This is a genomic window from Dethiosulfatarculus sandiegensis (assembly GCF_000931935.2).
Taxonomy (GTDB): domain Bacteria; phylum Desulfobacterota; class Desulfarculia; order Desulfarculales; family Desulfarculaceae; genus Dethiosulfatarculus; species Dethiosulfatarculus sandiegensis.
Map to the genome: position 1 here is coordinate 42,865 of NZ_AZAC01000003.1, position 26,234 is coordinate 69,098.

The window sequence follows — 26,234 nt, forward strand, 5'->3', positions numbered from 1 at the left end:
CAGAAGGTTTTTACCTTTTTCAAAAAACCGTTCTTATGAGGCCGGTCCGCCCGTTAAAAACAGACTGCTATTTATTATTTTGGTTTCTGAGGGTGAAATCTATCAAGCATTTGTCTGAAAGCATCGACCACATTTCTGTCGAATTGTTGACCAGTGCAGCTGATCAGTTCAATTACCGCCTCTTCCTGAGTCTTGGCCTTTCGATAGGGCCTGTCCGTGGTCATGGCGTCAAAGGCATCGGCCACAGCCACCACCCTGGCCAACAGGGGGATATCAGTGCCGGCCAGTCCGTCCGGATATCCCTTTCCGTCCCAACGTTCATGATGGTGTCGGATAATTGCCTTTTCCTGGCTGTCCAGGTCCATGTCCTGCACTATCTGGCCGCCTATTACCGGGTGCTGTTTGATATGTTCGTATTCAGAGGCTGTGAGCGAAGTTTCTTTATGCAAAATGGAATCCGATATGCCGATTTTGCCTATGTCGTGGAGATAAGCGGCAAAGCGTATGGATTCAACCTGGGCCACGTCCATACCCATTACCTGGGCGGTGAGTACACTGAAATGCGTCACCCGGCGGCTGTGTTGTCGGGTATAGGGATCTTTGGCCTCCATGGCGCTGACCAGGGCTCCAAGGGTGGAGTGCAGGCCTGTGACCATGGATTCGTAAAGCGCGATGTTTTCTATGTTCAGTGCAGCCTTATCCAAAAGAAATCTGGCCACAAAAATGTCTTCGGCGCAAAAGGAGAAGGCTCCCCTTTTGTCGGCGACCAAAAGCACTCCGAATATCTCGCCCCTGATTTTGATCGGCATGCACAGATAGATAATGCTGGCCGGTAGAAGGGCGTCCACCCGGGGATCCTTTCCCGGCCTGCCGACCATGGGCTCACCTTCCAGGGCCACCTTGCCCGGTACGCCGCTGCCGAGGCTCCCCACCACTCTGCCCAGGATTTTGGGACTGAATCCACTAGTTGCGATTACCAGAAGTTGTTCTGTGGTGCGATCCAAAAGAAGAACAGACACCTTTTCGGCATCCAGGAATTCCGCCGCCATATCGGCCATGCCCTGATAAATTTCCTCCGAGGTGTTCAGCCGGTCTGCCTTTTCCGATATTTGGTGAATGATGTTTTGCTGATTAATGCGGCGCTTGAGTTCCCGGTTGAGTCCCTTGATCTCTTGCTGTTGCTTAAGCTGCTCATTTAAGTATAGGTTTTCTTTTAACAGCCTTTGCTCCCTGATAACCCTCTCCAAGGTGGCCTTTACCTGCTTGAGGCTGAAGGGTTTGACCAGGAAATCGTTGGCCCCCTGGCGCATGGTATCCACCGCCACATCCAGGGAAGGGTAGCCGGTCATTATTACCACAGGTAGGGTTTTGTCTTTTTCTTTCAGAAATTTAAGCAGCTCAAGCCCGTTCATGCCCGGCATTTTGAGGTCTAAAAAGGCGCAGTCGAACTTACCCGGATGAAACAGGTTCAGGGCTTCCTCTCCACTGGCTGCAGCAGATATGCAATGGTAATCCGTGCTGTTGAAATACTGTTCAAGTGCTTCGCGAATATACTTTTCATCATCTACCAGAAGTATATTCAAAGCCCTGCCGGGGTTGGCGGTCGAATTGCAGGTGTTCAGCTTGCTATTGGTTTCAGAAAAGCCTTGTCCATCCATTACGGTGTAGCCGCTTTCGAACATTTGATTAAAACAGCACCAGAGCCAACCCAGGTTATCTCCGGGTTGGTGAGATTATCTGAAGGAGCCTTTGAAAGACCGGTGTTAATAGGAGTCTGTTTGGGCTGTTACCGATCTGTCCGACAGATTGTATCATAATTGATGGATGGTAACTAGGAGGTGAGGGCACAACTATCCCTTCCGCGCCTCAGCTCGGTTTAGAAATAGTTATAATCTGGCAGTCATGACAAATCCCCCCCGTTTTGGTTCGTGGGGGATTTTGTTAAACCACCGAGTCCAGAAGGCTGGTCAAAGAGCCGTCTCGGGCCTTTGCCGCCATTTGAAGCGCTGATTCCGGAGGCATCTGTCTCAACAGGCGACTTCCGTCGTTGTTGAAGATTTTAACCACCGACCAGCCGGTGCTTTCATCCTGAGCCAGCTTGACCTGCACCCCGAATTTGACCGAAATTTCGTTCAACGCAGCTTCCAGATCCTCACTCGCCGGTTTTTGGACCTGGTTTTTCGAGTCAGTGTTCTGGTTTTCTTGGGGGGCTTTCGATGGACGGCTGACCTTCGGTGTGGTGGTGTTACCGCCGGACCCCCCCGGCTTTGTTGTAGAGATGTTGAGTGTGCTCATTGCTCCACCTTCCTTGGCCAAAAACCCGTGTCCCATTTAACGGGTCTTTCTCTCTTCAACATACTGATCGGCACATTCAAAAGAAAACTTAAATAAAAAAGAAATTCGAACCTGGTTTGATTCTTTGACACTCGCTAAAAATAGCCTATGATTGCCCGCAAAGAGTCGTTTTTTACCGCCCGTCAGGGCCCGGAGGCCGACAGGCGCTCTTGTGGATTTTTTGAGACATCTGTTTATTACTGAATGCTTTTTTTGCCTCTTTTCCCAGGGAGTGACATGGATCTTACACCAACCGGCCAAGAGAAAGAGCTCCTCGATCAGATCTGGCAGAGCCAAGACCCCGCAGAAGCCGCGCCGTTGGATTTCACCCAAAAGCGCTGGCCGGAAAAATGGGCCGGGGAAAAGCCAAAGCAGGTCACAACCCAAATTTTTGAGGATCATCTGCTTGCTATTCTCAAATGGCCTGATTGGGTGAGGGTCTACGCCAAACCCAGTTTGGCCGTGGTTGCGGTCAGTAAATATTTGCGCTCCAAGGGAGAACCGGGAGGTGTTGTCTGGATGGCTCCGGGCGCCGGCAAACATTTTGATCCCCCGTCAGGTGCGCCGGGTCTGGCGGTTTTGCGGGCGGACTGGGCCCCGGGCGCGGCCGAAGTGCGGAATGCGGCATCCGAGGCGTATGCCAGGGGGCTTAAACTTTTGGTCGATGAATCCACCACTGGTTTTCGTTTGGCTCCGGGCGGGGCCTGCCAGGCCTTTGACCTATCGCCGGATATGGTTTTGTTTGGTCCTTCCCTGGCGGGGGGGCGGGACTTTGCCGCAGTTGCCGGAGTAGGTGATCCTCCGGATGAACCTGCCAAACAACCGAAGCAAGAGGCCCTGGCCCTGGCTGAGGCTATACTTGTCAGGGCCGCAAGGCCTGAGACAGCGGCCGACCAGGCCGGTTTGGGCCGGATCTTTCTGATTGGCCTGAATTATTTTTCCGCCCGGGCCGGGCTTTCAGACGAGGTGTCTTGGGAGGGCCCCCATGCCTTGCCCCGGTTAAGCGGAAAACGGCTTTGGGCCTTTTTAGAGCTGGCCAAGGAAGAGGGTATTGCTCTCAATCCTTTGGTTATTCTCGATGCCTCTCTTGACCTGAAGGATGCACCTGAGGCAATCTGGCCCCGTTTGGCCCGCGCTTCGGCCCGGCTGAAATTCCTGCCCCAGGGCGAAAAGGCACCCTTGGGCTGGACAGACGCTGCGGCCAACACCCGGTGTCAAAGGGTGGATGATATTTTGAACTCCATCAAAAATACGGATTGATTTAACCATTTTAAAAAGCGTGGGAAATATGAAAGCCTGGATTGATCGAAAAATAATCGGCCTGATAACGGCCTTGTGTCTGGTTTTTATTTTCCAGGCGGGATTTGCCCTGGCCGGTGAAGAGTTGGTTGATATAAAGGTGTTGCAGAGCAGGAAAGCTTACCAACCAGGTAAGGCTTATCCCTTGGCGCTTGCCCTGAACATCAAAAGGGGGGTTCACATCAACTCCCTTAAACCCAAAGACCCCGATCTGGTGCCCACGGCTCTGAAGTTTTCTCAGGTAAAGGGAATTAACCTGGCTCTTCCGGTGTTCCCGGAGCCGGTCTCCCATAAGCCGGATTTCATGGAAAAGCCGGTTTTGTCTTATAGCGGCCGGGTGCTGGTGATGACCGAGGTTGAATTTGATCCCGATCTGAAACCAGGGGAGTATCTGGTAAGGGGAAATCTTTTTTTCCAGGGGTGTGACGACCAAATGTGCTTTATGCCCCAGGCCAGGGATTTTGAGGTCAGGCTTTCTGTTGCCTCTTTGGGAGAGAAGTCGCCTCTTTTGCATCCCGAGGTTTTTGCCAAGTAGCCTTATCCTTGAATCCGGCCAACATACGACGGCCGAACAAGCGACCCAGAAAAAGGGTGGTTATAAGGATCAAAAGGATAATCGCAAGCTGGATTTTCAAGTCTTCCAGATTATCCAGCCTGCTGAGGACGGTTTCGCCCAGAAGATAGCCCAGCCCGCCAAAGGTGAGGCTCCACAATATGGCCGAGATAAGGTTGAGCCCCATGAACCTGGCGGGTCGAATACCCGAGGCCCCGCAGGCCAGGGGGATCACCGCCCTCAGTCCGTAAAGGAAACGGGAGAGCAGAATCAGGGCCACGGCGTGGCGTTGGATCGGTTTTTTGATTTTTCCGGCTTTGGCGGCCAATCTGGAGGAGCGTTTTATGAACTTTTCCCCCTTCCACAACCCGAGCAGAAAAAAGAACTGATCTCCCAAAAAACCGCCTGCCATGGCTGAAAGACCTACGCCCCAAGGGCTTAAAAGCCCCTGGCCCGCCGCCACTCCGCCCAAGAGGAAAAAGGTCTCCCCTTCAATGAATCCCCCTAAAAAAAGGGCCCAATAACCGTGGGTGCTGATCAGTTCCTGGATTGTGGCCGCATCCATATTTGTTTCCTTTTGTGGGACTTTTGGATTTTTGCACACAGTCTATCCTACACCAAGACGGAGCGCTTAAGGGGGTGGATGAATTTCAGGGTTTGTTTTTGTTTTGAAACCCAAACGTTACATTCACATAAACTGCTAGGGAAGATAACCCCGCCATTAGAGTTTTCCAAACGCGAGTAGTTGGAGAAAGCTTACCACACACTAATTTTTGCCTGGAGAGGATTTAGTGTTTATATTTTTAAATTGGGAAGTTACACGAAAAGGCCTTTGAACTTGGCCACAGACCAGAGGTTTCCATGACCACTGATTATGGGAAAAAACACAATTGCCCTGACTGTAGGCAATGTCAGCACTGCTCAGAGGTGCGTTGCAGCCTTTGCCGGGGGCAGGGATGTAAAAGCGCTGAAGGTCGTTTCCGCGAGATGAGCATAGCTGAACAGATAGAACTTTATGAAAGCCTGAACCGGCCTCGGCCCAAAAATGAGAAGTGAGCCGCCTTGCCGAAAAGCAGGTCATCCTTGCTTTGCCTTGCCGGGGCCGAACCATTTTTTCAATAGGCCCAGCCAGATTATATAGGCGACCATGAAGGTGGTGGAGACAACCGCGGGCAAGGCGGTTTTTTGACTGAAAAGGGCCAGGGCCAGCCCTCCGGCCAGTCCATAATTTTTCAGGGTGCCCAAAAGCACCAGACTGGCAAGCCGCTTGTGATCCACTTTAAGGATTCTTCCCAGAAATTCCACCAGCAGGCCCAGGCCAAAGGTGCTGGCAAAGGCGGCCAGCATAACAGGCAACACCTCGTAAATATCGGTCAATATAAAACGGCTGTTCAAACCCACAATCGAGTAGGTGACTATAAAGAAACACCAGTTGGTAATGGGTCCTTTGATATTTTGCAGTTTGGAATCGAGATTTGAGGCGCGCAGAATTTGAGCCGCCGCCACGGGCAACACAATCAGCAGGAAGAAAATTTTAATCAGACTTGAAAGGTTGAATAATCCTGAGCCCCAAAAGGTCAGGGCCAAAAGGGGCATAATTATCAGTGCGGCCAGATAGGCCCCTGCCGTGGCCAAGAGGGAAAAGGGCCGGTCCCCTTTTAAAAATTCCGTAAAGGGTATGACTGCCACAGCCGGGGGAGCGGCGGCCAGGATAAGAAAGCCGTCTGCCAGGGCCTTGTCGTGACTGAAAAGCCTGCTCAGCAAGAAGAGTATTCCGCTTAATATTAAATAATTAAAGAGAATTCCCCAGAGCCCGGCCCTTAACAGCGCAGAAACCGGCTTTAGATGCCGACCTCTAATTTCCAGGGTGGAAAGGGTCATCACCACAGCCAGGGCGGGCAGGGTGAGTATTTGGCTGAACCGGGCCATCTCACCGGCAAACAAACCCAAAATGAGGCCGACGGTGAGGATGAAGTCTCGATTTACTAAAAGTCGGCCCATGTTTTGGCTTCAGCTCCGGAAAAGAAATGAGTGGGGTCATTCCCTCTAGGTGCTTGCAAGACGGGCGGTCTGCCCAAAAACCGCCCGCATTCCCGCCTAAGGCATTTTTTCACCTATTTCCTTACCGTAACCCTGGGCCATGGCAGGGCCGCCTTCCAGGTTCACGGTTTTTAAGCGCAGGCAATCACCGGTTAAATCCATGGCAAGTACATGCTTCATGGTATTGAAAATGCGTTCCGGAGCCTCGCCGGACCAGCCGAAAGAACCAAAGGCCCCGCCGACCTTGCCGCTTAGCCCTGCTTTTTCAGCCAGGAACAGAAGCTGTTTCATGGAACTGATCATCTCGCCGTGGTAAGTCGCCGAGCCAAGGACATAGGCGTCATATTCTTGTAGATCCTCGGGGCTTTTAATTTCGGATATCGGCTTGACATAGGCCTCTTTGCCGACAAAACGGATTCCTTCGGCAATGAGATCGGCAATGGCCTTGGTCTGGCCGGTGCGGGAAGCGTAGATAACCAGGGCTTTAGACATATTGGTCTGCTCCTTTCCTGCCGGATTTATTTGACAAAAAAACAGGGCCGGGACCTTTTATGAAAAGTTCTGCCCCCGGGCAGCCTTGAGCCCAAGTTCCCGGGCCTGGTTTATCAGATCATCACTGGTTACTGCGTCGGTGTTTTTTTCGAGGCCCCTGAAGTTAAGGGCTCCTTCATAGCTCATATCCAGGGCGTCGAAAAAGTATTGGGCAACCAGTTCCGCCCCCAAGAAAAGGTTCTTGCCCCGGCTGGCCCCGGCCCCCAGAAAATAGCCCTTGCCGCTGTCGAACTGTTTGAGTTCAGCGCCCTTTTTATTTAACCTGCGCCTTGACCAAGGGGCCTGGCTGCGGTCTATAAGGGCTTTTCCCTGGGCCGGGATGCTGTAGAAAAATATCGGTGCGGCCAAGATAATGGCGTCGGCCCACTCCAGCTTGGGATACACCTCTTGCATTTCATCTTTGACTACGCACAACCCGGTCTTGTCACAGCCTCCGCATTCCAGACAACCGGAGATTTTGAGTTTACGGCAACTAATCAGGTCCGTATTTGCCCCGGCTTCTTCTGCGGCAGACAGGGCCTGGGTCAAAAGGAAATGAGTGTTACCCTTTTTGCGCGGGCTGGTTGATATGCCTAATACGTTCATGAGCCTCCCCGTTTTAAACGAAAACCCGGCGCTGGAAACCTTTTGCAGATCGGTTTCCAGCGTGGGGCACGGATGTTTTTCCCGGCATGCTTTAGGGTGGTCCGGGTTTTGTTTTAAAATAAACCAGTTAGAAAGTGACCACCCTATAGCCCTTTTTTATGAAGTCCGCCATGGAGGGATGCCCGCTCATGTTGTCCAGAATCGGCAGGTCTTGAGATTTAACCTCTTCCAGAACTTTCATTTTGGCCGCGCATGCCCGGCAGACGCCATGGATCAGCCCTTTTTCCTTGCACTTGACATAAAGTGAATGCATGGGGTTATGAGGCTGGGCCAACTTGGTGATCAAAGCCGTAGCCTGACCTTCCACCACTAGAGCGGGTTCAAAGCCTTTTTCCTCCAGGTCAAGAACATTCAGAAGAGCGTGGACAAAGCACATGATTTCACCGTTGAATGCGAACAGAACGACCTTTTCCATCATAATCCTCCTAAGGTGGGGTGGTCAGGCAAAGAGTCATCTCAGTCTGGGGTCCCCCGGTTGCCCCTGGCAATCAGGGGTGTAGCAGGACACATCCAGGAATTCACATTTAACCTGGCAAGCAGGACATTTTTCAGGCGGTTTTTCTGCGCTAAAGGTGTAGCCGCAGTTGCTGCATTTCCAGGTGATGGTCTGGGTTGGTTGGTCCATGTGAAAACTCCCTTGGCATCAGCCCGTTTTAAGCGGGCCTGGTTTTGAGGGTTAATGGGCCTTTCTTATTCTATAGTAACGTAATTATGACTGTTTGGGATTGCAAACCGGTTTCCTGATAAGTATTCTCCCCGGGCATGGTACAGATGCGCAATAGCCCTTTTTAAAAGGGCATTACAAGGAAATAGGGGCGTGAAAAACCATAGGCCGGTCCTGCTTTTCAGAGGCGTTTTTCCCGGATGATAGCCGACCCGGCATAAGCCGTTTGACTGAAGTTGGGTTCTGTGGGTATATTCCTGTGTTGATCGCGATTTGCCACGGAGGTTTTCCCATGCGAGTTTTGTCGGGCATTCAGCCCTCTGGAAGCTTACACATAGGCAACTATTTTGCCATGATGCGGCGGATGATTGAGTTTCAAAAAGAGCACCAGCTTTTTTGCTTTATTGTCAATTACCACGCCCTGACAACAGTCACAGATCCCAATCTGCTTAAGGAAAATACAAAAAACGCCATTTTAGATTTTCTCTCCCTGGGTCTGGATCCTGATAAATCCATTTTTTGGGTGCAGGGTGATGTGCCGGAAGTCACGGAATTAACTTGGATTTTGTGTAATCATGCTCCGGTGGGTCTTTTAGAGAGGGCGCACTCATACAAGGATAAACTGGCCAAAGGGCTCAGCGCCCATAACGGCCTTTTCAGCTATCCGGTGCTTATGGCGGCTGACATTCTGCTTTATCAGGCAGACGCGGTGCCGGTGGGTAAAGACCAGAAGCAGCACCTGGAGATCACAAGGGATATTGCCATTAAGTTCAATAACACCTATGGCGAAACCTTTGTGCTTCCCGAGCCCTGGATTCCCGAGGAAACAGCCACGGTTCCCGGGGTGGACGGCCAGAAGATGTCCAAATCCTATGGCAACACCCTGGAGATATTCTCCTCCAAGGGCCAGCTCAAGAAAAAAGTAATGCGCATAGTGACCGACTCCACTCCGGTGGAGGAGCCCAAAGATCCTGAAAAATGCAATGTCTTTAATATTATAAGGCTCTTTTTGAGCGAGGCGGAGCAGGAAGAACTGGCAGCGCGTTATACTGCCGGAGGCATGGGCTACGGTGAGGTTAAAAAAGAGCTGTTGGCCCGCATGTGGGAATATTTTGCGCCCTATCGGGAGAAGCGTGAACAACTGGTCAATGATATGGGCTATATTCACGAGGTCATGAAAAAGGGTCAGGAAAAGGCCCGGGCCATTGCCACAGTCACCTTAGACGATGTGCGCGAAAAAGTTGGCCTCAATTACTAGGATGGGGCCGGGAAAAATTATGATTTAATTCTTCCCCGCGCCGGGAGCTGTTCTCAGACTGGCTCTTTGTAAACAGCGATTGTTAAGGCTGATAAAGGGATGGTCCTTGATTCTTAAAAAGGGCCGTCCCTTTTTTATCATGATTTATTTGGAAAGGCGTCTATGCCGGGGGCAGGGTTGATAAAAACGGTTCTGTGTCTGTTTTGCCTGGGCATGTTTTTTCCTGCCGTTTCCCAGGCGGGCGGGGTGGTTTGGGTGGTTGACCTTGATCGGGCCCTTAGCCTGACCAGCCAAGGTAAAGCGGTCTTGGCCGGAGTTATGGAAAAGGCCGACGCCAGGGAAACCGAACTCAGGGGCCTGGCCAAGGAGATAGAGATTCTGCGCAAGGACCTGACTGTGGGCGGGATGCTTTTTTCGCCCGAGGCCAGGCAGGAAAAGAAAAGAGAACTTAAAGACAAGATGCGCAGCTTAAGGCGCAGACAGAGAAAAAGCCTTTTGGAGCTCAATCAGATCAAGGAAGATGCCCTGGCCCAACTAAAAGCACGCATGTTGAGTCTTCTGGCCGAAATGGCCTCCGCACATAAGGTCTCTTATGTTTTTAAGGCCAAAGACCTGCTTTATCATTCTTCCGGGGTGGATGTTACAGACCGGCTGGTTCACGCCTTTAACAGGTTTGAGCAAGGTGAAAATGCCCCGAAGTTGAATTGACGCCTCAATCAAAGACGGGAAAAATCGAAAACCGGTTTTTAAGCGATGGGAGAAAAGCCCTTGGCCGTCTTTCGCCAATACCGGTCAGGGGCTTTTTTGATTCCTAGTGCAGGCCGAATCCGTCTATCCTGACCTCAATGGGAGAGCTGGGCCTTAGCTGGTGCATCTTGGTGCAACCGGGCTGAAGGGCCTCTATTGTCTGGATGGCCGCTTTTAGGGCCGGGGTTTTTTTATCCACGGTGAACCTGCTTAAGCCCTGCGCGCAGGCCAGGGTGGTGCTGAGCTGGGCGGCTATCTGGGCTGGAACCGCGGCGCCGGATTTAATGAATTCAACCATGGCTTCAACCGCTGAGTTGGCCAGGGCTTCGGGGCGTCCGCCTTTGTAACCCAGGGCTGTGAAACCTACTCTCAGATCCTGGCCCTGGGCCCAGACCAGAAGTGACATGCCCACGCCTCCCCTGGCCCGGCGGATGCGGGTTTCGGCAGTGAGACCGTGGAGTTTTAAGCGGTCCTTGGCCCCTTCCTGAGCCTGCTCAGCCAGATGGACAGGCAGGCCTGAAGTGAGAATCTGGACCCCCAGCCTCAAGGGGCGGAAAGGTTCCTGACTCACCAGGGGCTTTATGGTTTGGCAAGGCTCCACCGAAAGCTCGGCTTCACCGTTGCCCTCCGGGAAAAAGCCCGGGCTGATTTCGGTGTAGCGCAGATCCAACCCCAGGGAGCGCCAGTTGGGGGCCATGATGTGGGTGAGCACATCCGAGGTCATTCCACCCAGAACATGGGTGCCGCCGTTTATAAAGACACTGCTGGGCTCATCCGCCGATGCCAAAGGCAAAACCAGCGGAAAAAGCACCATGCTGACGGGGGCTGCGTTGGGCCTTAGCTGGGCCACGTCAAAGGTGTAATCACCGGAGACTACATCACCGGGCTTGAATTCAAGTCTGGTTGCCCCTGGTTCCGCATTGGTCTCTCCCCGGCATATTTCGGCTGCGGCCATGGCCGCGGTGTAGCCGCCCGGTCCCAGGCCCGGCTTGGATCTGGGGTTGTCATTGACCAGCCCTTCCAACTGCAGGTTTTGGCCTGAAATAATGGAAAGACTCAAAGCGGTTATAAGTCCCTGGTTCCGGCCCTGACCGGCCTGGGGTATTGTTACAGAAGGGGCCAACTCTATCTCCTGGGTTGTACTTGGCTCATTTTGCGGTAAAAAAACCAGTATACCTTAGCTAAGTGCTATGTCCCAGTCCTGGTTTTGTTTCTTTGTTTGTTTTGGAAAAATCCCATATACACGGGACAAGGCATGGTTTGCCGGAAGAAAAAAGAGGATAATCCGAATCTTTTGCCGAAGTATTTTAGGACATCCTGGGATGTATAATAAAACCATCGAATTTACAGGTGTAGGAAGCGAAGCCGCCCATTTTGGTAATTTTTCCCCTAACCCCTTGTCTATACCGTAAATCCACAGGCCTGATTGATGACTGAAAGCAATACAAAAAAAGCACCTGAGTCCACAGGCATCTTGAACCGGGAATTTTCGGCCTTTACTTTGGGGCCGGATCTGAGCAAAGCCCTCACCCATCTGCAAGATTCTCGTGAAGTTCTTTTAACCGGTCTGGAAGGCGGAGCCCTGGCCTTTAACCTGGCCCGTTTTTGGCTTAACAGGGGAAGGACCTCGCTGGTGGTGTGCCCCACCCTTCCCATGGCTGAAGAACTTTATAAAGACCTTGATTTCATGCTGGAAAGGTCACCCGGGAAAAAATCCCTGGCGAGGCTTTATCCGGCTTACGAAATATCACCCTATCAGGAGGTTGATCCCCCGGCTGAAGTGACGGCCAGGAGGTTGGCTGTTTTGTGGGATCTTCTGGCCGGTGAGGAGCCCATGCTGGTGGTTACTTCAGCCAAGGGCCTCACCCCCAGATTGTGTCCGGCCGAATACCTTTTGGATAACTCCTTTCTTATCGAAAATGGGGGCGCCACTGACAGAGACGCCCTGGTCGAAACCCTTGTCAACACCGGATACACTCAGGCCTCCCTGGTGGAACAGGTGGGAGATTTTGCGGTCAGGGGGTCTGTGCTCGACATTTTTAGCCCCCTTATGGAAGAACCTGTCAGGGTGGAATTGTTTGGCGATGAAGTTCAGAGCTTAAGGCTTTTTGATCCCACTGATCAAAGATCCCAACTCAAGCTGAAACAAGCACAAATTATTCCCTGCCATCCGGTTGACCTGTCACCCGCGGCTGTCAAGCGGGCGGTGAAAAGGGTGAGCGAACTGGCCGCCGCAGAAGGCTTGAGCAGTAAAAAATTGAGTTCATTGGTGGAGAGGATGGAGCTTAGGGCGCCGTTCAGCGGCCTGGAATCTTTTTTACCTATCTATTTTGAAAACGCGGTGGATCTTTTTTCTTATCTGCCCGGGGAATGCGACCATTACCTGGTTGAGCCTGCCGAGGTGGAAGCCAGGCTCAGGGCCGAAGCAGAGGAACTTGCCACTCAGTTTGAAGAGGCCAGGGAAGAGGGGGCCATTGTGCTGCCTCCGCCGGTGCTCAGGCGCACCCCTGATCAGACCGGGCAAAGGCTTGAGGCCCGGCCCATGATCAAGGCCAAGACATTACCCCTTAATCAGGAGATGACAAGCACTCCGGTGGTGGCGCTTAAATCCGGTTTGCACACCGGACTTAATCAGGAGCTTCGCAAAGAAGGCGACGGCTCGGTGCTGAAGAATTTTCTCAAGTGGGTGGAAAAATGGCGGGAAAAAGGGCGTGATGTCGCCCTGGTCTGCCGTTCCAAGGTTCAGGTTGAGAGGCTGGCCGAGATCTTCAGCGAGCGAGAGGTTGAGGTTTCGGTAAAAGAGCTGGCCGGTGAGGTGAAGGGAAGCGGCTTTGGCGAGCTCACTCTTTTACTGGGAAGGTTGAGCAGGGGGTTTACCCCTGAGACTCCGGCCCTGACCTATGTGACAGAAGACGAGGTCTTCGGTGCCGCCAGGGTGGCGCGCAAGAAAAAATCACAGCCCAAATTAAGCGCCATGCTGGCTGCTTTGGACGACCTCACCCAGGGAGATCTGGTGGTGCATGTGGACCACGGCGTGGGGCGCTATGAGGGCCTGGTAAGCCTGGTGGTGGGACCGGCGGAAAGTGATTTTCTGCTTCTGCGCTATAAGGGCGGAGATAAACTTTATTTGCCAGCCGACCGCATGGGGCTGATCAGTAAATACCGCGGGCCGGACGATTCCAAGCCGTCTTTGGACCAGCTCGGGGGCAAGGGTTGGGAAAAGGTCAAGGGCAGGGCTAAAAAAGCGGTTGAGGCCATTGCCAGGGACCTGGTGGATCTTTATGCGGCCAGGAGCATGCAGAAAGGGCATGCCTTTGGCCGGCCGGGGGCGGACTACAAGGAGTTTGAGGCGGAGTTCCCCTATCAGGAGACACCGGATCAGTCTCTGGCCATAAGCGATGTGCTGGAAGACCTTTCAAACCAAAGGCCCATGGACCGCCTTGTCTGTGGGGATGTGGGGTTTGGCAAAACCGAGGTTGCCTTGAGGGCCTCCTACCATGTGGCCATGCAGGGCAAGCAGGTGGCTTTTTTGGCTCCCACCACGGTTTTGGCAGAACAGCATGCCCAGACCTTTATGGATCGTTTTGTCAGCCAGCCCCTTGAAATTCGCTCTTTGAGCAGGTTCAAGACCCAGGCCGAGCAAAAGATAATTCTGGCCGAGATCAGGTCGGGCCAGACTGATGTGGTGGTGGGAACCCACAGGCTTCTGCAAAAGGATATTTCCTTTAAAAACCTTGGTCTGGTGGTGGTTGACGAGGAGCAGCGCTTTGGGGTCAGGGATAAGGAGAGACTCAAAAAACTGCGCAAGACAGTGGACGTGTTGGCGCTTACGGCTACACCCATTCCCAGAACCCTGCAGATGAGCTTAAGCGGCATCAGGGACTTAAGCATCATAAGCACCCCACCGGCAGAGAGGCACGCCATAAAAACCTATTTGGCCACCTTCTCACCCAAGGCTATGCGAGAGGCCATTGAAAGGGAGTTGAAAAGGGGAGGTCAGGTGTTTTTCGTGCATAACCGGGTGCAGGACATAACCAAACTGGCCCGCATGGTCAAGAGCCTGGTGCCCCAGGCCCAAGTGGGGATAGCCCATGGTCAGCTTCCTTCCAAAGCCCTGGAAAATGTAATGATGGGGTTTGTGAAAAAGGAGCTGGACGTATTGGTCTGCACCACTATTATTGAATCCGGGCTGGATATTCCAAGCGCCAACACCATTATCATCAACGAGGCCGATAAACTGGGATTGAGTCAGATATATCAGCTCAGGGGGAGAGTGGGCAGGGCCAACCAAAAGGCCTATGCCTACCTTTTTATCAAGTCCGAGGCCTCCCTGACCAAAGATGCCAGGAAAAGGCTCAAGGCTTTGATGGATTTCACCCACCTGGGGGCTGGTTTTGCCATTGCCATGCATGACCTGCAGATCAGGGGTGCGGGCAATATGCTCGGTGAGGCCCAGAGCGGCAAGGCGGCAGAGGTGGGCTATGAGCTTTATGTGCAGATGCTGGAAGAGGCCGTGGCCCGGCTTAAGGGCGAGGCCCCGTCCGAAGGCCCCGAGCCTGAAATGCGTCTTGCCATGGCCGCGGGCCTGCCCGAGGATTATGTACCAGATGCCCAGGTTCGCTTGAGCCTTTATAGAAGATTGAGCCAGATAAATGAGCTTGAAGATCTATTGGCCATAGAAAATGAGTTGGAGGACCGTTTCGGTCCCTTGCCCGAACAGACAAAGACCCTTTTGGATTCGGTCGACCTCAAGAAAACCATGCGCCGGATATTCGCCATCGGCATGGATCTGGGGCCCGGCTCAATGAAGGTCAAGTTTGCCGAGGAACCCAAGGTCAACCTTGAGCGGCTATTGGCCCTGGCTGGTGACCAGTCCAACGGAGTCACCGTTTATCCCGACGGCCAGGTAAGCGTCCTTTTTGGCAAAGATGAATCCCCCCTTGCATATGCCAAGCAATTCTTGCAATATATTGGCGAAAATGGTAACTAACGAGCCTATGTCTAAACCACTTATGCACCGTTTCCATGCTGGGCAAAGGGTAAAATCCCTTGTTTTTGTTTTGCTGATAGGCCTCAGCCTGGGAATGGCCGCCTGCAACGAGGCTGTGCGCCCGGCGGTGGTGGCCAAGGTAAACTCGCGCCCTCTATTGCTTGATCAGTTCAAACAGCAGGCCGCTTTCATGGGCTTGGGAAATGAGCCCTCCCGCCTTACACGTCAATTGCGGGAGGCGGTGCTGGAAGCCCTGGTGATCAGAGAGTTGATCTTGGACGAAGCCAGATCCAAAAAATTCACCTTGAATGAAGTTGATCTGGAAAAGGAACTGACCAGGCTCAAGGGCTCATTGGACCAGGCCGTTTTTCAGGATTCCCTGGCCTCCCAGGGATTAAGTTACGATGCCTGGCGGGAGGTTGTGGCTGACGAGCTTCTGGCCAAGAGGACCATGGATCTGGTGCTTACTCCCAAGGTTCAGGTCGGGGCCGATGAGATAGGCCGTTACTATGAAACACATAAGCCTGAATTTACCCAAAACAGGCAGGTGTTGATAAGGCATGCAGTTTTCCCCAGCCTGGATAAGGCCAAACTTTTTCTTCAAAAGATAGAAAAAGGCGGCAACATGGCGGTTTTGGTGAACGATTTGGGTGGTAATCTGCCCGAAGGACTTAAACCCACCTGGCTGGAAGAGGGGCGCATGCCCGAGGCCATGGATAAAAAGGTCTTTGCCTTGAAGGCGGGCCGTTGGGCAGGTCCCCTCACCAGTGCCTATGGTTTCCATGTGATAGAAGTAAAAGAAAAACAACCGGCCAGGGTTCTCTCCTTGGCCCAGGCCGCCGCAGTAATTCAGCGAAAGATATCTGCGGCCAAAAAACAGGATCTCGCGGCCAAGTGGCTTGCGGATCTCAGAGCCAAGGCTCAAGTCTGGTTTGACCCGGGGTTCATTGCAAAGGGATCAACCGGAGTGAGCAAGGGGTAGGATGATGGTGCGGAATATAAAATTATTGATCCCCGGCCTGTTGGCTGTCCTCTGCCTGATGCTTGCACCTTCAGGGGTCTTGGCCCAGGAGGTTTTGAACCAGATCGTGGCCGTGGTTGGGGACGATGTAATAACCACCTTTGACCTGAATAAACTTCAGGCCAACCTGGAAAAATCACTGGGACCCCCGGCCAATGAGACAGAGGCCGAGATGCGTAAAAAGCAGATCGCCAAACTGTCCCTGGAGCGGCTCATAGAGGATAAGATCTTTGGGCAGGAGGTCAAGCGCCTGGGAATCAGGGTTTCCGACCAGGATGTGGAACGCTATATTGACCGCCTTAAAAAGACCAACGGCATTACCGATGACATGTTCGCCGCCCAGTTAAGCAGAAGGGGCATAACCCCGGAAGAATACAAAGACGGCATTAAAAAAGATATGCTCAAGGCCCGATTGATCCGGCGTCAGGTGAAAAACCAGGTGGTGATAAGCGACAATCAGGTCGATGACCATATTCGGAAAAACAAGGGTCAATTCAAGCAGCTTGACCAGGTTCGCATCCAGGCCCTGTTTTTGAAAATACCGGAAAAGGCCGATGAAAACGCCCGCAGGCTGATTAAACGAAAAGCCGTTGACCTGCGTCAGCAGGCCGAGGCCAAGGGCAACCTGACCGAACTGGCCAAGGAATACTCACAGGGACCGGGCGGAGTCCAGGGCGGAGAGTTGGGGCCTTTATCGGTGGTTGACCTCTTGCCTGCCATGCGCCAGGCGGTGGCCGAGCTGAAAAAAGGCGAAATGAGCCCGGTTATCGAGGTGCCCGGAAGCTACGTCTTCTTGAAACTGCTGGATCGCTCCGGTGAAACGGGATTGCCTGACAGCGCCATAAGGGAACAGATTCGGGAAAAGTTGGAGAGGCAGGCCTTGGAACAGAAGTTCAAGGAATGGATGACCAAGCTACGGGAAAAGACCTACGTGAAAATCTTGGATAAAAACTGATTTTATTGCAAGTTGATTGTTTGAAAAGGCCCTTGCCGCGGTGTCGCGGCCGGGGCCTTTTTTAATGGATCCGTTAGGACCCGGATATATTCATAGCCGGGAAATAAGACTCTGATTTCTGATTTTTCCTCAAATTTAATTGAAACTTTCCCTGTTTGACTCCCAACTATAATAAAAACAGCCGGATTCCCTTAGGTGCGGATTTAAAAGGCAAATCAGAAACAGATATATATAAGTTCTTATAGTGTTAGTGTTTTAAGGGGATTTTTATTTGGTTCTCAAGAGTGAATTCCCTGCATTTTAGTCTTATTATTAAGTTATTGCTTAAAAATTGCTCCCGGAAATCTGTTTCGTCGGAGTTATAACCCGCTGGAGGCTTTGCATGAAAAAGAGCGACAGCTTTAAATTCAAAACCCAGTTCAGCCTGGAGCCTTTGCTGAGGTTTTGGAGAGAGAAACTGGCGGCCAACTGCGAGTTTATGGCTGATATGAACCGTTCGGTGCAAAGCCGCCTCGATAAATTACCCCATGCAACCGATACCATCACCGATGCGGAAACGCTGAAACAGCATCAGGACCTTCTGCGCCCGCTTTTTAGTGCTATTTTTGCTCCCGCCTCCTGGGATAAGGAGCTAAAGGCTATTTTAGAGCCTTTTAAACTGAATCCGTTATATGCCACCCCTCTTTTCGAAGAGCTTCTTTTGGATGAAACAGGCCGTTTCAAGGGCGGTGGGGAGCCTATTCGTCAACATTTTGCCAGGGGGAGAATGCTGAGGGCTTATCTGCATATTTTGGAACGTTTTTACGGTATTCGGCAGGATTTTACTGTGGCCGGAGTGCGCAAGGTCCAAGACCCGAAAACTCAGCTCGACAGGTTTTACCGTTTTGAGCCGGATTTGACCTTTGTGGACGTGGCCTATGCGGATGGGCCGCTTAAACTGGATAAAAAACATCGCGCCATGATTATGGACGATTGGAATGACCTGGATTTATTACGAAAAATACTTCCCCCTGAAAAATTTATTCTTAAGGGCTTTTCAGTGCTGCAAGCGGTTGACTGTACTGAAGCCGAGATTCTTTCCCGCATGGAGCGCATGCTGGTGGAGCGGCAGGCAGCCCTGACCGGTCCGGTCTTTTATAAGCTAAGAGAATACATGCGCATTCTTTTCAGAAGGCCTTACCTGGAGATTGGAGTCGCGGGCCTGCGTGATGACGATGTAATGCTCTTAAATCCCAGAGAAGAGCTGGAATTGAAAATGGACCTGCAAAACGCATGCATGTTCAAAAAATCCATGCATATTCCCCAATGCACCTTTGAGGGATCTATTTACACCCGGGCCATAGAGCAGAACCGGACCATACGTCTGAGCGATTTAACGGCGTTGGAAAACTTGACCCCGGCCGACCGGCATCTCATCGAAAGAGGTATTCGCTCAATTATGATAGCGCCTTTGCTGTCCGAGGGGGAGCCCATTGGATGTGTTGAGGTGTACTCGGAAAGGCCCAATGAATTCAGCCCACTGGATACCATTTTATTGGAAAAGGTGGCCCCTGTGATCTCCATGGCCGTGAAAATGGCCCTGGACAAGATTCAGCAGGAAGTCCAGGCCATTGTCAAGGAAAGGGCCACGGCGGTGCACAAGGCTGTGGAATGGCGCTTTGTCAAGGCTGCCAACGCCCATTTGGACAGGCTTTTTTTGGGCGAGCCCAGTGAGATGGAGCCCATAGTCTTTAAGGATGTGCAGCCTTTGTACGGGGCTTCGGATATCAGAGGCTCCTCCCAGGCCAGAAATTTCGCTATCCAGGATGACTTGAGCCATCATTTGACTTTGGCCAACCAGATCATACAAAACGCGGCAAAGATAAAGGACTGGCCTTTGCTTCAAGAAATGGCCCATGGGGTGCAGAAGCACCTGGATCGTTTGTCCACAGGTATTTCCACAGGAGACGAGGTTACTGTAACCGGATTTATCCACAGGGAGATTGAGCCGGTCTTTGGCAACCTGAAAAGCCTGGGCCCAAAAGTCGCCATGGCTCTGGCAAATTATGAGAGGGCCATGGACCCGGAGAAGAAAACCGTTTACAGAAAACGCAGGCAATTCGAGGAGGCTGTCTCCGCCCTTAACCGGGAGATTTCAAGTTATCTGGACCGGGAAGAGGCCCTGGCTCAGGGTTTTTTCCCTCATTATTTTGAGAAACACCAGACAGACGGGGTGGATTATGTGATCTATATAGGCGATTCCATGGCTGAGCACGGTGGTTACAGTGACTTTTTCGCCCGTAACCTCAGGTTGTGGCAGCTTATGACCTCCTGCGGCATTGCCTGGCTCACCGAAAAATTGAAGCCCCGCCTTGATGTGGAGCTGGATACTTGTCACTTGATTTTGGTCAACCATAATCCTCTTTCCGTGCGTTTCCGTTATGATGAGAAGCGTTTTGATGTGGATGGGGCTTATGATGTACGTCAGGAGATAATCAAATCCCGAATTGACAAGGCGGTTTTGAAAAGGACCGGTGAGAGGCTGACCCAGCCCGGACAGGTGGCTGTGGTCTACTCCACTCCTGCTGAAGGTCGTGAAATGAAACGTCACATAAGCTTTCTGCAGTCCAGGGGCGTCCTTTTGAATGACCAGGAAATATTGGATTTGGAGGAGCTGCCCGGTGTCAAAGGACTCAGGGCCCTAAGGGTGGGGGTGGATCTGAGCTCAAACGTAGTGGAGCAAAGGCTGGACCGTTTGGCTACCGGTTAAAAAAAATTCGCATTCAAAAAAGTTGGTATATGGTTCAGGGCCTCTCCATAGTGGACCCTTGTGGTGAAAAAATTATCAGCGTATGAAAATTCAGAAGCCTCCACTGGTTGCAAAACAGTGGGGGGTATTTTGACTTCAAATAACAGAAAAAATGCTTCACAGCTTGGGCTTTATGCCGTTCACCACCATTTCCCGCAACTCGTGATAGGGCATGGGGCGGCCTAAAAGATAGCCTTGTATCTGTTCGCACCCTTTTTGCCTTAAGTATTTGGCCTGTTCCCTTGTCTCCACGCCTTCGGCTACGGAATGAATCCTTAGCGTCCGGCACAGGGAGATAATGGCATCCACAATGGCTGTGTCGTTGGGGTCTGTGGAAAGATCCCTGATAAAGGATTGATCTATTTTGAGGCAGTCTATGGGCAGGTTTTTCAGATAATAAAGCGATGAATAGCCCATGCCGAAGTCATCCACCGCAAAACCCACCCCCATGCGGCCCAGCGCCTCCATGACCCTTTGGGCTTTCTCGAGATCCATCATCATGGTGGTTTCGGTGATTTCAAGCTCCAGCAGCCTTGGGTCAAGTCCGGTCTCCGTAAGGGTCTGGGCCACCATGTTCGCCAGGCCCTTTTGTTGAAACTGGCGGGAGGAGATGTTCACCGAAACCTTAAGCCCTTTTAATCCTTGGTCTTGCCAGGCAAGGGCCTGTGAAATGGCCTTTTTCAAGATCCATTCCCCTAACGGCAGGATCAGGCCCGACTCCTCGGCTATGGGGATGAAATCCCCCGGCATGGTGAGGCGGTTTCCATCTCTTTGCCAGCGCACCAGGGCCTCGGAACTCACCACTTTGTTTAGGGCCAGATCCATCCTTGGCTGATAATACAAAATAAATTCATTGTTTTCCAGGCCTTGCCTGATCTGATATTCCATGGTCAGACGGTGCATGGCATCCTGGTTCATGGATGGAGTAAAGAGCTGGTAGTTGTTCTTGCCCCGGTCCTTGGCCCGGTACATGGCCATGTCTGCGTTTTTGGTCAGGGCGTCTGTGTCTTCACCGTCGTTGGGAAACAGTGTTATGCCTATGCTCGCGTTAACATGCAATAAATGGCCACTGATGGAAAAAGGCTCCGATAAAGCGTCCATGATTTTGCGGGCTACTTTTACGGTGGAATCATGACCCAAAACCTCGTTCAAGATCATGGTGAACTCGTCGCCCCCTAGCCTGGAGACAGTGTCTTCTTCCCTGACGCAGCTTCTCAGCCTTTTTGCCACTTCCTGAAGGAGGATGTCTCCCTGGTCATGGCCCAGGCTGTCATTTACATGTTTAAAATTATCCAGATCCAGAAAAAGCACCCCCACCTTTAAATTGTTGCGCCTGGCGTGGCGCAGGGCCTGGGTCAAGCGGTCCCGGAAAAGATAGCGGTTGGGCAGGCCGGTAAGGGCGTCATGGTAAGCTTGATGCTTGATTTTTTCCTCGGTTCTCTTAATATCCGAGATGTCGTGGAAAATAGCTATGTAATTGATAACCTTGCCTGCGGAGTTTTTGATCAGGTTTATAGTGAGCCATTCCGGGTAGGCTTCGCCGTTTTTACGGCGATTCAAGTACTCCCCGCTCCACTGGCCGGTTTTTACCAATTGTTCCCAGACTGTTTCAAAAAAGTCGTGCTGGTGGGTTTCCGCCCGCAGTACATCCAGGTCCTCACCCAGAACCTCTTCCGGTTCAAAACCGGTTATTTTGGTAAAGGCCGGGTTGACCATCTCCACCTTGCCGTCGGAATTGGCCACCACAATACCCTCTATACTGCTGTCAAAAACCTTTGTGCTCATCCTTTGTTGTTTTATAAAACGATGTATCTGGGTTGTGTCCCGAATATAGACATAAAGGGAGTCAGAGTCTGCCAAAGGAGATATATGCAGGTTATAGTCTTTATTGGCAACCCTTAAATCCGGTTCCTCGGAATCGTTTTTTTGGTCCGATTCCATAACAGCGTTTAACAAGGGGTAAGGTAGAGGGCCTCCTTCTTTGGCTCCGAGTTCAGCTAAAAATTTCCGGCCGGGTCGATTGGCGTATTGTAGTATGCCGTTATTGCTGATTCTTAAGATGGGGTTTGGATTTTCATCCGGGAATTTGGCCAGGAGCTCGGCTTTGGTCTCAGCATTTTTAAGGTCGGTGATATCGAACATCACTCCCAGGACATAATCGGGAACACCCAGCTCACTTTTCATGATTACAGCCTCATCCCTCACCCATAGGATGCGGCCATCGGGATGCTGAATGCGGTATATAATGGAAAGCGGCGCCAAATTGGAAAAAGCGGCACGGGTTCTTTTCATAACCTCATCCACATCGTCTTGGTGGATGAGTTTGGTCCACATCTCCAGATCTTTGTCAAATTCCTTATGGCTCAGGCCCACAAACCGGTGGATTTGCGGGCTTGTGTAGATTTTGGCTCCGGGCGCTCCCAGGTGGGAGGCATAGACCATGGCCGGAACGTGCTCCACAAAGGTCTGGTAACGTTTTTCCGATTCCTTGAGGGCCTTGGTTATGGCCTGGTGTTCGGCGATCCTTTTCTCAAGGCTCAGGTTGGTTTTTTCCAGTTCCCGGGTTCGGGTTCTGACCATCTGCTCCAAGTGCTGCTGGTGTTTTGAGAGTTCGGCTTCGTTTTTTTTACGCCTGGTTATGTCTCTTGCGATTATCGCAAAATAAGTGCCTTCTTCCGTATTGACCGCTGAGATGCGCAGCTGCACCGGGAAGGTGTCACCGTTTTTTTTGCGGTAAGTGGTTTCCAGGGTGTTTGAGCCGGATTCATGTTTCAGGACTCTTAGAAAGGCCTGACGCACCTCTTGGGAGGTGCGGCCGACAGTAACCTGGCCGGGGCGCATTGCCATCAGCTCTTCCCTGGAATAACCCAACATGCGGCAAGCTGTACGGTTCACGTCCAAAAGGGTCATGGACTTAAAATCGGCCAGCAAAATGGCGTCCGCGCTGAAATCCAGGATGTGCCGGAAGTTTTTCAGCTTCTGCACCAATCCCACGGATTCGGTGACATCCAACATTATATGCAGGGTGTTTTGATCAAATTCGTTTTCCGATTGATACGGTATGGCGCTTAAGAGTACGTGACGCGGCCCTTGATCTTTGCTTATAAGCTCAAGTCTCAGGTTATGGACCAGTTTTTGGCTCAATAAATTGGGATTTATTGCCTTTATCAGATTTTTTTTGGAATTTTCAGCGCAAAAATCATCCAGGGGGCGGCCCAGAACTTCGTGGGCCTTGTAGCCCATATTGGATAACCAGTATTGGTTAATATGGAAAATTTTGTTTTCCTGATCAAGGCTGTGAATCATAACCGGGGCCAGATCATATACTTTCAGATATCGTTCAGCCTGTAAGTCCTTTTCCCGTAAATCATTTTTTAAAGATTCCAGTTCGGAACGGGCTTTGGTAAGCTCGGCGATCAGTTCCGTTTTTGATTTATGCTGGTCGTCTGTCATGAATTGCCTTGGCTGTCAATCCGCACTTCGAGGCTGGATTTAATTATCTTTAGATGACGCTTTGATATCCATGACCTTCAGTTCGCCTGTATAATCCATGGTTTCAAATCGTTCCAGGTTGGCAAGACGTTTGGTCAGGACGGCTATCCGTTTTGCCTGCTCCTCTATTACTTTGGCCAACTCTTTCACCCTGCTTAATTTGTCCATGTTGGAGATCAACTCGGCCGAGGCCATTATGGCCATAAGGGGTTGATTCAGTTCGTGGCTTACGCCCCCCACCGCAGCCAGGGCGGTCTCCAGCTTTTGGCGTTGGGTCAATTCCTGGCACAACCTGCGCCTGCTGACGGCGGTTTCGATCCTCAATGAAAGAATGTCTATGTTAACCGGCCTGGTGATATAGTCTTGGGCCCCGGCCCTTAAGGCATCCACAGCTGTTTCCAGCGAGGCATAGGCTGTGATGATCAAAAAAGGAATTTCCGGGTAAAGGCTGCGGCAGCGTTGTAAAAGTTCCAGTCCGTCCATCTCCGGCATCACCAGATCGCAGATGATCAGTTCCGGAGAAATATTTTCAAGGATCTTCAGGGCGTTGAAGCCGTTTTCCGCCACCAGGGGCTGATGCCCCATCTTAGTCAGATAACTGGAAAGCTGGCTTCTGGCTGTTGCCGAGTCGTCAACCAAAAGAATGGTGATAGAGTTGTTTTGGGTGTCGAGCATTTTCCGATATTTCGATCTGGTTTATATAAATTGTTACCGACTTAATACCCCATTGAGGCAGGTTCGCAACAGCCGTAAGTTAGAAAAATATTATAATTCAAATTTATTACATTTTAGCATGAAAGCAAGTGGGGCCTATTTTAGGAGATAAATTTGTAAATCTCTAATAATTTTTACGGAATGATAAAGTGCTTTATCCTGTAACAGTGCTTTGAGGTAAGGGATTTATATGGTTTTTCGCAGAAACAGCCTAAGCTTTTTTATGGGTGTTATTTATTAGAAGATTAACTGCTTTGGTGAAATGGCGCTTTGTTATAGACCAGTACGAAATATTTATAAGGCGCTTGTCAAGAATTATCAATTATTATAATTACTTGTCTAAGTAATATATTGAAAAGGGGCAGCCCCCCCACAGACTGTCGGCAGACAAACAGGCTAAAGGTGCGTCGAAAATAGATCACTTTGTTTGTCATAATATGGAAAGTGAAATGTCTGGCGGCTCGATTGATTGCAAAAAAAACCGGGTCTAACAGTAATGAACGCTTGTATGGCAGGCATACTTGAGAAAGGTTCGGATGAATTTGTGGTTTATCTTTGCTCCCCGGCGGATTTGTCCGCAGGGGAGCAAAATTTACTCACTTAAGCGCCCAGATCCATTTGGAGACAATAGCCGGTTTTTCGATAACACTGGAATCAATGTAGCCCGGCAGACTGTAGACGGGGACCTTGCCCAGTTCGGGATCATTGGCCACCTGTCTGGTCAATGCCTTTTGCACCCCTGTCGCATCGCCGGTTATGACAATCACATCAGGCTTGTTTTTGGAAAGACCCTTTAGTTTACGCAGTCCTACATAGCCTTTTACGGCCTTGCGCCCCTTGACCAGGGCGCCGCCTACGTTTTGGCAACCCAAGGGGGTCAGAATGAAACGGTCGGTGTAACCGCCGGGGACCTCCACCCTGATAAAGGATTTGCCGGTTGCCGCCTGATAGACGCCATTTAACACCACCACTTTTTTGCCTATTTTCAGGTTTTTCATTTTATTGTTCAGTTTGGTGAGGTTCTTCTCATAGGTCTCTTTCAATTTCGCGCCTTGCTCTTTTTTGCCCAGGGCAGCGGCGGTCTGCTGGATAGCGGAAGGAATTCCCTCTTTGAAGTCTATTGTTATTACCTTCACGCCCATTTTTTGAAAGACCTTTATGGCGTCCAGGGGGTTGGCCTTGGGTACGAGAATGCAGAAGGGGTCTGACTTTTCAACCAGGGCGAGTTTAATGTTTTTTTGCTTGATCAACTTTTTAAGCTTGGCGGTTTTTCCCTTGGAAACGCATCCGGGGCAACCCACGGGCTGGCCGATAACCTTGATTTTTTCGCACATGGGCCACATGGAGCAGCGGGCCGAGAGGCCCACCGGGATGACCCCCAGGTTGTAGGCGATATCAACCACCCGGTCGCCAATTATAATCAGGTTTTTTTTCTCTATTTTTTTATAGGTTGCAGCCTGGGCGGCGCTTGCCGACAGGCAAAAGCCCACGCAAAGCGCCAGGATGAAAAACGCGGTTCGAGTTGCTTTAGATAAAGACGGAATCATTTTTAACTCCCTGTATTTTTCTTGATTTGATATGCAAAAACAATAAGTTGCTTTGAGCTAGGTTGCTTTGTTCAGTTTTCGCGAACCTTTTTTAAATCATTTTTTTTAAGCAGAGTGGCTGACAGGTTAAAGGTAAAGATCACAGCGGAAAAAAAGACGCAGAGACCACCAATGACCACCAGCAGCTTCACCTGGCTGGCTGCCGCCCTGAATTCCGGGCTGCCAATGGCGTGGCCTGTGGGCAGGGCCACCAAACCCACCAGATGAAAACCAAAGACCAGAATCAGCACTCCCGCCACATGCAGCCAGAGATTGGCTGTGCACAAAAAAGAGCGGTAGTGGTTGGTTCCCTTGATCTGTTCCGCTGTGAAATAGAACAAGCCCATCAAGGCCGAAGTCACCCACCCCAACAGGCTTACATGGGTGTGTATCTTGCCCACAAAGTAACCAAAGAACGGTTTCAGGTGCTGGGGTTCAAGACCCAATAGAAAGAGGTAAAAATCCTTGAGCATCCATTTGGTGGGGTGCATCAGTCCCTCTAAGCAACCCAGCAGCAAAAAGAGCAAGGAAACCAACATAAAACGAACGGCTGTTTTTTGACCCAAAGTGGGGGTGTTCATTTTTTGTCCTGTATG

22 protein-coding genes are annotated in these 26,234 nt (G+C 51.1%); 9 read left to right on the top strand and 13 right to left on the bottom strand.

Annotated features, from left to right (window positions below):
• Positions 1-74: 74 nt before the first annotated feature.
• Together X474_RS03160 and X474_RS03165 are read right to left on the bottom strand one after the other, a co-directional pair.
• Positions 75-1,682, bottom strand: a complete 1,608-nt coding sequence (locus tag X474_RS03160; RefSeq protein ID WP_052514794.1) for an HD domain-containing phosphohydrolase — start codon at positions 1,680-1,682, stop codon at positions 75-77.
• A 259-nt stretch (positions 1,683-1,941) separates the two neighbouring features.
• On the bottom strand, positions 1,942-2,295 hold the full coding sequence (locus X474_RS03165; protein WP_044346714.1) for a flagellar protein FlaG: 354 nt from the start codon (positions 2,293-2,295) through the stop codon (positions 1,942-1,944).
• Positions 2,296-2,571: 276 nt separating this feature from the next.
• On the opposite strand from X474_RS03165, the gene X474_RS03170 reads away from it, so the two are divergent.
• Entirely contained in the window at positions 2,572-3,594 is a 1,023-nt protein-coding gene (locus X474_RS03170) for a PLP-dependent aminotransferase family protein (RefSeq protein ID WP_044346715.1), read from the top strand.
• A 28-nt stretch (positions 3,595-3,622) separates the two neighbouring features.
• Positions 3,623-4,168, top strand: a complete 546-nt coding sequence (locus tag X474_RS03175; protein WP_044346716.1) for a protein-disulfide reductase DsbD domain-containing protein — start codon at positions 3,623-3,625, stop codon at positions 4,166-4,168.
• On the opposite strand, the gene X474_RS03180 is transcribed toward X474_RS03175, so the two are convergent.
• A complete protein-coding gene (locus X474_RS03180; RefSeq protein ID WP_052514795.1) occupies positions 4,101-4,751 on the bottom strand; it encodes a DedA family protein in 651 nt (216 codons plus the stop codon). The genes X474_RS03175 and X474_RS03180 overlap by 68 nt on opposite strands.
• Before the next feature lie 296 nt (positions 4,752-5,047).
• Here X474_RS03180 and X474_RS26730 point away from each other — a divergent pair, with 296 nt between their 5' ends.
• Positions 5,048-5,242, top strand: coding sequence for a hypothetical protein (locus tag X474_RS26730; protein WP_082464108.1), 195 nt, complete (start codon positions 5,048-5,050; stop codon positions 5,240-5,242).
• Positions 5,243-5,263: 21 nt separating this feature from the next.
• On the opposite strand, the gene X474_RS03185 is transcribed toward X474_RS26730, so the two are convergent.
• From X474_RS03185 to X474_RS26415, 5 genes are all read right to left on the bottom strand, one after another.
• Positions 5,264-6,187 (bottom strand): hypothetical protein, encoded by a 924-nt coding sequence (locus X474_RS03185; protein WP_044346717.1) that lies wholly within the window; start codon positions 6,185-6,187, stop codon positions 5,264-5,266.
• Between the two features lie 96 nt (positions 6,188-6,283).
• The gene (locus X474_RS03190; protein ID WP_044346718.1) at positions 6,284-6,718 is read right to left on the bottom strand and encodes a flavodoxin domain-containing protein; all 435 of its coding nucleotides are present in this window, start codon (positions 6,716-6,718) and stop codon (positions 6,284-6,286) included.
• A gap of 57 nt (positions 6,719-6,775) precedes the next feature.
• Positions 6,776-7,363 carry a flavodoxin family protein gene (locus tag X474_RS03195; RefSeq protein WP_044346719.1) on the bottom strand — a complete coding sequence of 196 codons (588 nt, stop codon included), beginning with the start codon at positions 7,361-7,363 and terminating at the stop codon, positions 6,776-6,778.
• A gap of 127 nt (positions 7,364-7,490) precedes the next feature.
• Entirely contained in the window at positions 7,491-7,841 is a 351-nt protein-coding gene (locus X474_RS03200) for a DsrE family protein (protein ID WP_231688280.1), read from the bottom strand.
• Positions 7,842-7,874: 33 nt separating this feature from the next.
• Positions 7,875-8,048: a rubredoxin-like domain-containing protein gene (locus X474_RS26415; protein ID WP_197281948.1), complete on the bottom strand. Its 174-nt coding sequence runs from the start codon at positions 8,046-8,048 to the stop codon at positions 7,875-7,877.
• 331 nt (positions 8,049-8,379) lie between these two features.
• Here X474_RS26415 and trpS point away from each other — a divergent pair, with 331 nt between their 5' ends.
• Complete coding sequence (gene trpS / locus X474_RS03205) at positions 8,380-9,345, top strand: tryptophan--tRNA ligase (protein WP_044346721.1); 966 nt, start codon at positions 8,380-8,382, stop codon at positions 9,343-9,345.
• A gap of 177 nt (positions 9,346-9,522) precedes the next feature.
• Positions 9,523-10,053 carry an OmpH/Skp family outer membrane protein gene (locus tag X474_RS03210; RefSeq protein WP_197281949.1) on the top strand — a complete coding sequence of 177 codons (531 nt, stop codon included), beginning with the start codon at positions 9,523-9,525 and terminating at the stop codon, positions 10,051-10,053.
• A 103-nt stretch (positions 10,054-10,156) separates the two neighbouring features.
• Here the strand turns inward: X474_RS03210 and X474_RS03215 are convergent, their stop codons facing one another.
• The gene (locus tag X474_RS03215; protein WP_044346723.1) at positions 10,157-11,215 is read right to left on the bottom strand and encodes an RNA 3'-terminal phosphate cyclase; all 1,059 of its coding nucleotides are present in this window, start codon (positions 11,213-11,215) and stop codon (positions 10,157-10,159) included.
• A gap of 306 nt (positions 11,216-11,521) precedes the next feature.
• On the opposite strand from X474_RS03215, the gene mfd reads away from it, so the two are divergent.
• From mfd to X474_RS03235, 4 genes are all read left to right on the top strand, one after another.
• On the top strand, positions 11,522-15,082 hold the full coding sequence (gene mfd, locus X474_RS03220) for a transcription-repair coupling factor (RefSeq protein ID WP_052514796.1): 3,561 nt from the start codon (positions 11,522-11,524) through the stop codon (positions 15,080-15,082).
• 7 nt (positions 15,083-15,089) lie between these two features.
• Entirely contained in the window at positions 15,090-16,064 is a 975-nt protein-coding gene (locus X474_RS03225) for a peptidyl-prolyl cis-trans isomerase (protein WP_197281950.1), read from the top strand.
• 4 nt (positions 16,065-16,068) lie between these two features.
• Positions 16,069-17,058, top strand: a complete 990-nt coding sequence (locus X474_RS03230; protein ID WP_197281951.1) for a peptidylprolyl isomerase — start codon at positions 16,069-16,071, stop codon at positions 17,056-17,058.
• Positions 17,059-17,440: 382 nt separating this feature from the next.
• Positions 17,441-19,807, top strand: coding sequence for a GAF domain-containing protein (locus X474_RS03235; RefSeq protein ID WP_044346726.1), 2,367 nt, complete (start codon positions 17,441-17,443; stop codon positions 19,805-19,807).
• A gap of 156 nt (positions 19,808-19,963) precedes the next feature.
• Here X474_RS03235 and X474_RS03240 read toward each other — a convergent pair whose 3' ends face one another.
• From X474_RS03240 to X474_RS03255, 4 genes are all read right to left on the bottom strand, one after another.
• Positions 19,964-23,299 (bottom strand): sensor domain-containing protein, encoded by a 3,336-nt coding sequence (locus tag X474_RS03240; protein WP_052514797.1) that lies wholly within the window; start codon positions 23,297-23,299, stop codon positions 19,964-19,966.
• Positions 23,300-23,338: 39 nt separating this feature from the next.
• The gene (locus X474_RS03245) at positions 23,339-24,013 is read right to left on the bottom strand and encodes a response regulator (RefSeq protein ID WP_052514798.1); all 675 of its coding nucleotides are present in this window, start codon (positions 24,011-24,013) and stop codon (positions 23,339-23,341) included.
• Between the two features lie 635 nt (positions 24,014-24,648).
• On the bottom strand, positions 24,649-25,599 hold the full coding sequence (locus X474_RS03250; protein WP_156360595.1) for a substrate-binding domain-containing protein: 951 nt from the start codon (positions 25,597-25,599) through the stop codon (positions 24,649-24,651).
• A gap of 71 nt (positions 25,600-25,670) precedes the next feature.
• Positions 25,671-26,219 carry a hypothetical protein gene (locus X474_RS03255; protein ID WP_044346728.1) on the bottom strand — a complete coding sequence of 183 codons (549 nt, stop codon included), beginning with the start codon at positions 26,217-26,219 and terminating at the stop codon, positions 25,671-25,673.
• Between the last annotated feature and the right edge of the window lie 15 nt (positions 26,220-26,234).

Excerpts from the sequence above, each read along its gene's own strand:
- X474_RS03160 (WP_052514794.1), bottom strand. The coding sequence starts at position 1,682 with ATGTTCGAAAGCGGCTACACCGTAATGGATGGACAAGGCTTTTCTGAA.
- X474_RS03165 (WP_044346714.1), bottom strand. The coding sequence starts at position 2,295 with ATGAGCACACTCAACATCTCTACAACAAAGCCGGGGGGGTCCGGCGGT.
- X474_RS03170 (WP_044346715.1), top strand. The coding sequence starts at position 2,572 with ATGGATCTTACACCAACCGGCCAAGAGAAAGAGCTCCTCGATCAGATC.
- X474_RS03175 (WP_044346716.1), top strand. The coding sequence starts at position 3,623 with ATGAAAGCCTGGATTGATCGAAAAATAATCGGCCTGATAACGGCCTTG.
- X474_RS03180 (WP_052514795.1), bottom strand. The coding sequence starts at position 4,751 with ATGGATGCGGCCACAATCCAGGAACTGATCAGCACCCACGGTTATTGG.
- X474_RS26730 (WP_082464108.1), top strand. The coding sequence starts at position 5,048 with ATGACCACTGATTATGGGAAAAAACACAATTGCCCTGACTGTAGGCAA.
- X474_RS03185 (WP_044346717.1), bottom strand. The coding sequence starts at position 6,187 with ATGGGCCGACTTTTAGTAAATCGAGACTTCATCCTCACCGTCGGCCTC.
- X474_RS03190 (WP_044346718.1), bottom strand. The coding sequence starts at position 6,718 with ATGTCTAAAGCCCTGGTTATCTACGCTTCCCGCACCGGCCAGACCAAG.
- X474_RS03195 (WP_044346719.1), bottom strand. The coding sequence starts at position 7,363 with ATGAACGTATTAGGCATATCAACCAGCCCGCGCAAAAAGGGTAACACT.
- X474_RS03200 (WP_231688280.1), bottom strand. The coding sequence starts at position 7,841 with ATGATGGAAAAGGTCGTTCTGTTCGCATTCAACGGTGAAATCATGTGC.
- X474_RS26415 (WP_197281948.1), bottom strand. The coding sequence starts at position 8,048 with ATGGACCAACCAACCCAGACCATCACCTGGAAATGCAGCAACTGCGGC.
- trpS (WP_044346721.1), top strand. The coding sequence starts at position 8,380 with ATGCGAGTTTTGTCGGGCATTCAGCCCTCTGGAAGCTTACACATAGGC.
- mfd (WP_052514796.1), top strand. The coding sequence starts at position 11,522 with ATGACTGAAAGCAATACAAAAAAAGCACCTGAGTCCACAGGCATCTTG.
- X474_RS03225 (WP_197281950.1), top strand. The coding sequence starts at position 15,090 with ATGTCTAAACCACTTATGCACCGTTTCCATGCTGGGCAAAGGGTAAAA.
- X474_RS03230 (WP_197281951.1), top strand. The coding sequence starts at position 16,069 with ATGGTGCGGAATATAAAATTATTGATCCCCGGCCTGTTGGCTGTCCTC.
- X474_RS03235 (WP_044346726.1), top strand. The coding sequence starts at position 17,441 with ATGAAAAAGAGCGACAGCTTTAAATTCAAAACCCAGTTCAGCCTGGAG.
- X474_RS03240 (WP_052514797.1), bottom strand. The coding sequence starts at position 23,299 with ATGACAGACGACCAGCATAAATCAAAAACGGAACTGATCGCCGAGCTT.
- X474_RS03245 (WP_052514798.1), bottom strand. The coding sequence starts at position 24,013 with ATGCTCGACACCCAAAACAACTCTATCACCATTCTTTTGGTTGACGAC.
- X474_RS03250 (WP_156360595.1), bottom strand. The coding sequence starts at position 25,599 with ATGATTCCGTCTTTATCTAAAGCAACTCGAACCGCGTTTTTCATCCTG.
- X474_RS03255 (WP_044346728.1), bottom strand. The coding sequence starts at position 26,219 with ATGAACACCCCCACTTTGGGTCAAAAAACAGCCGTTCGTTTTATGTTG.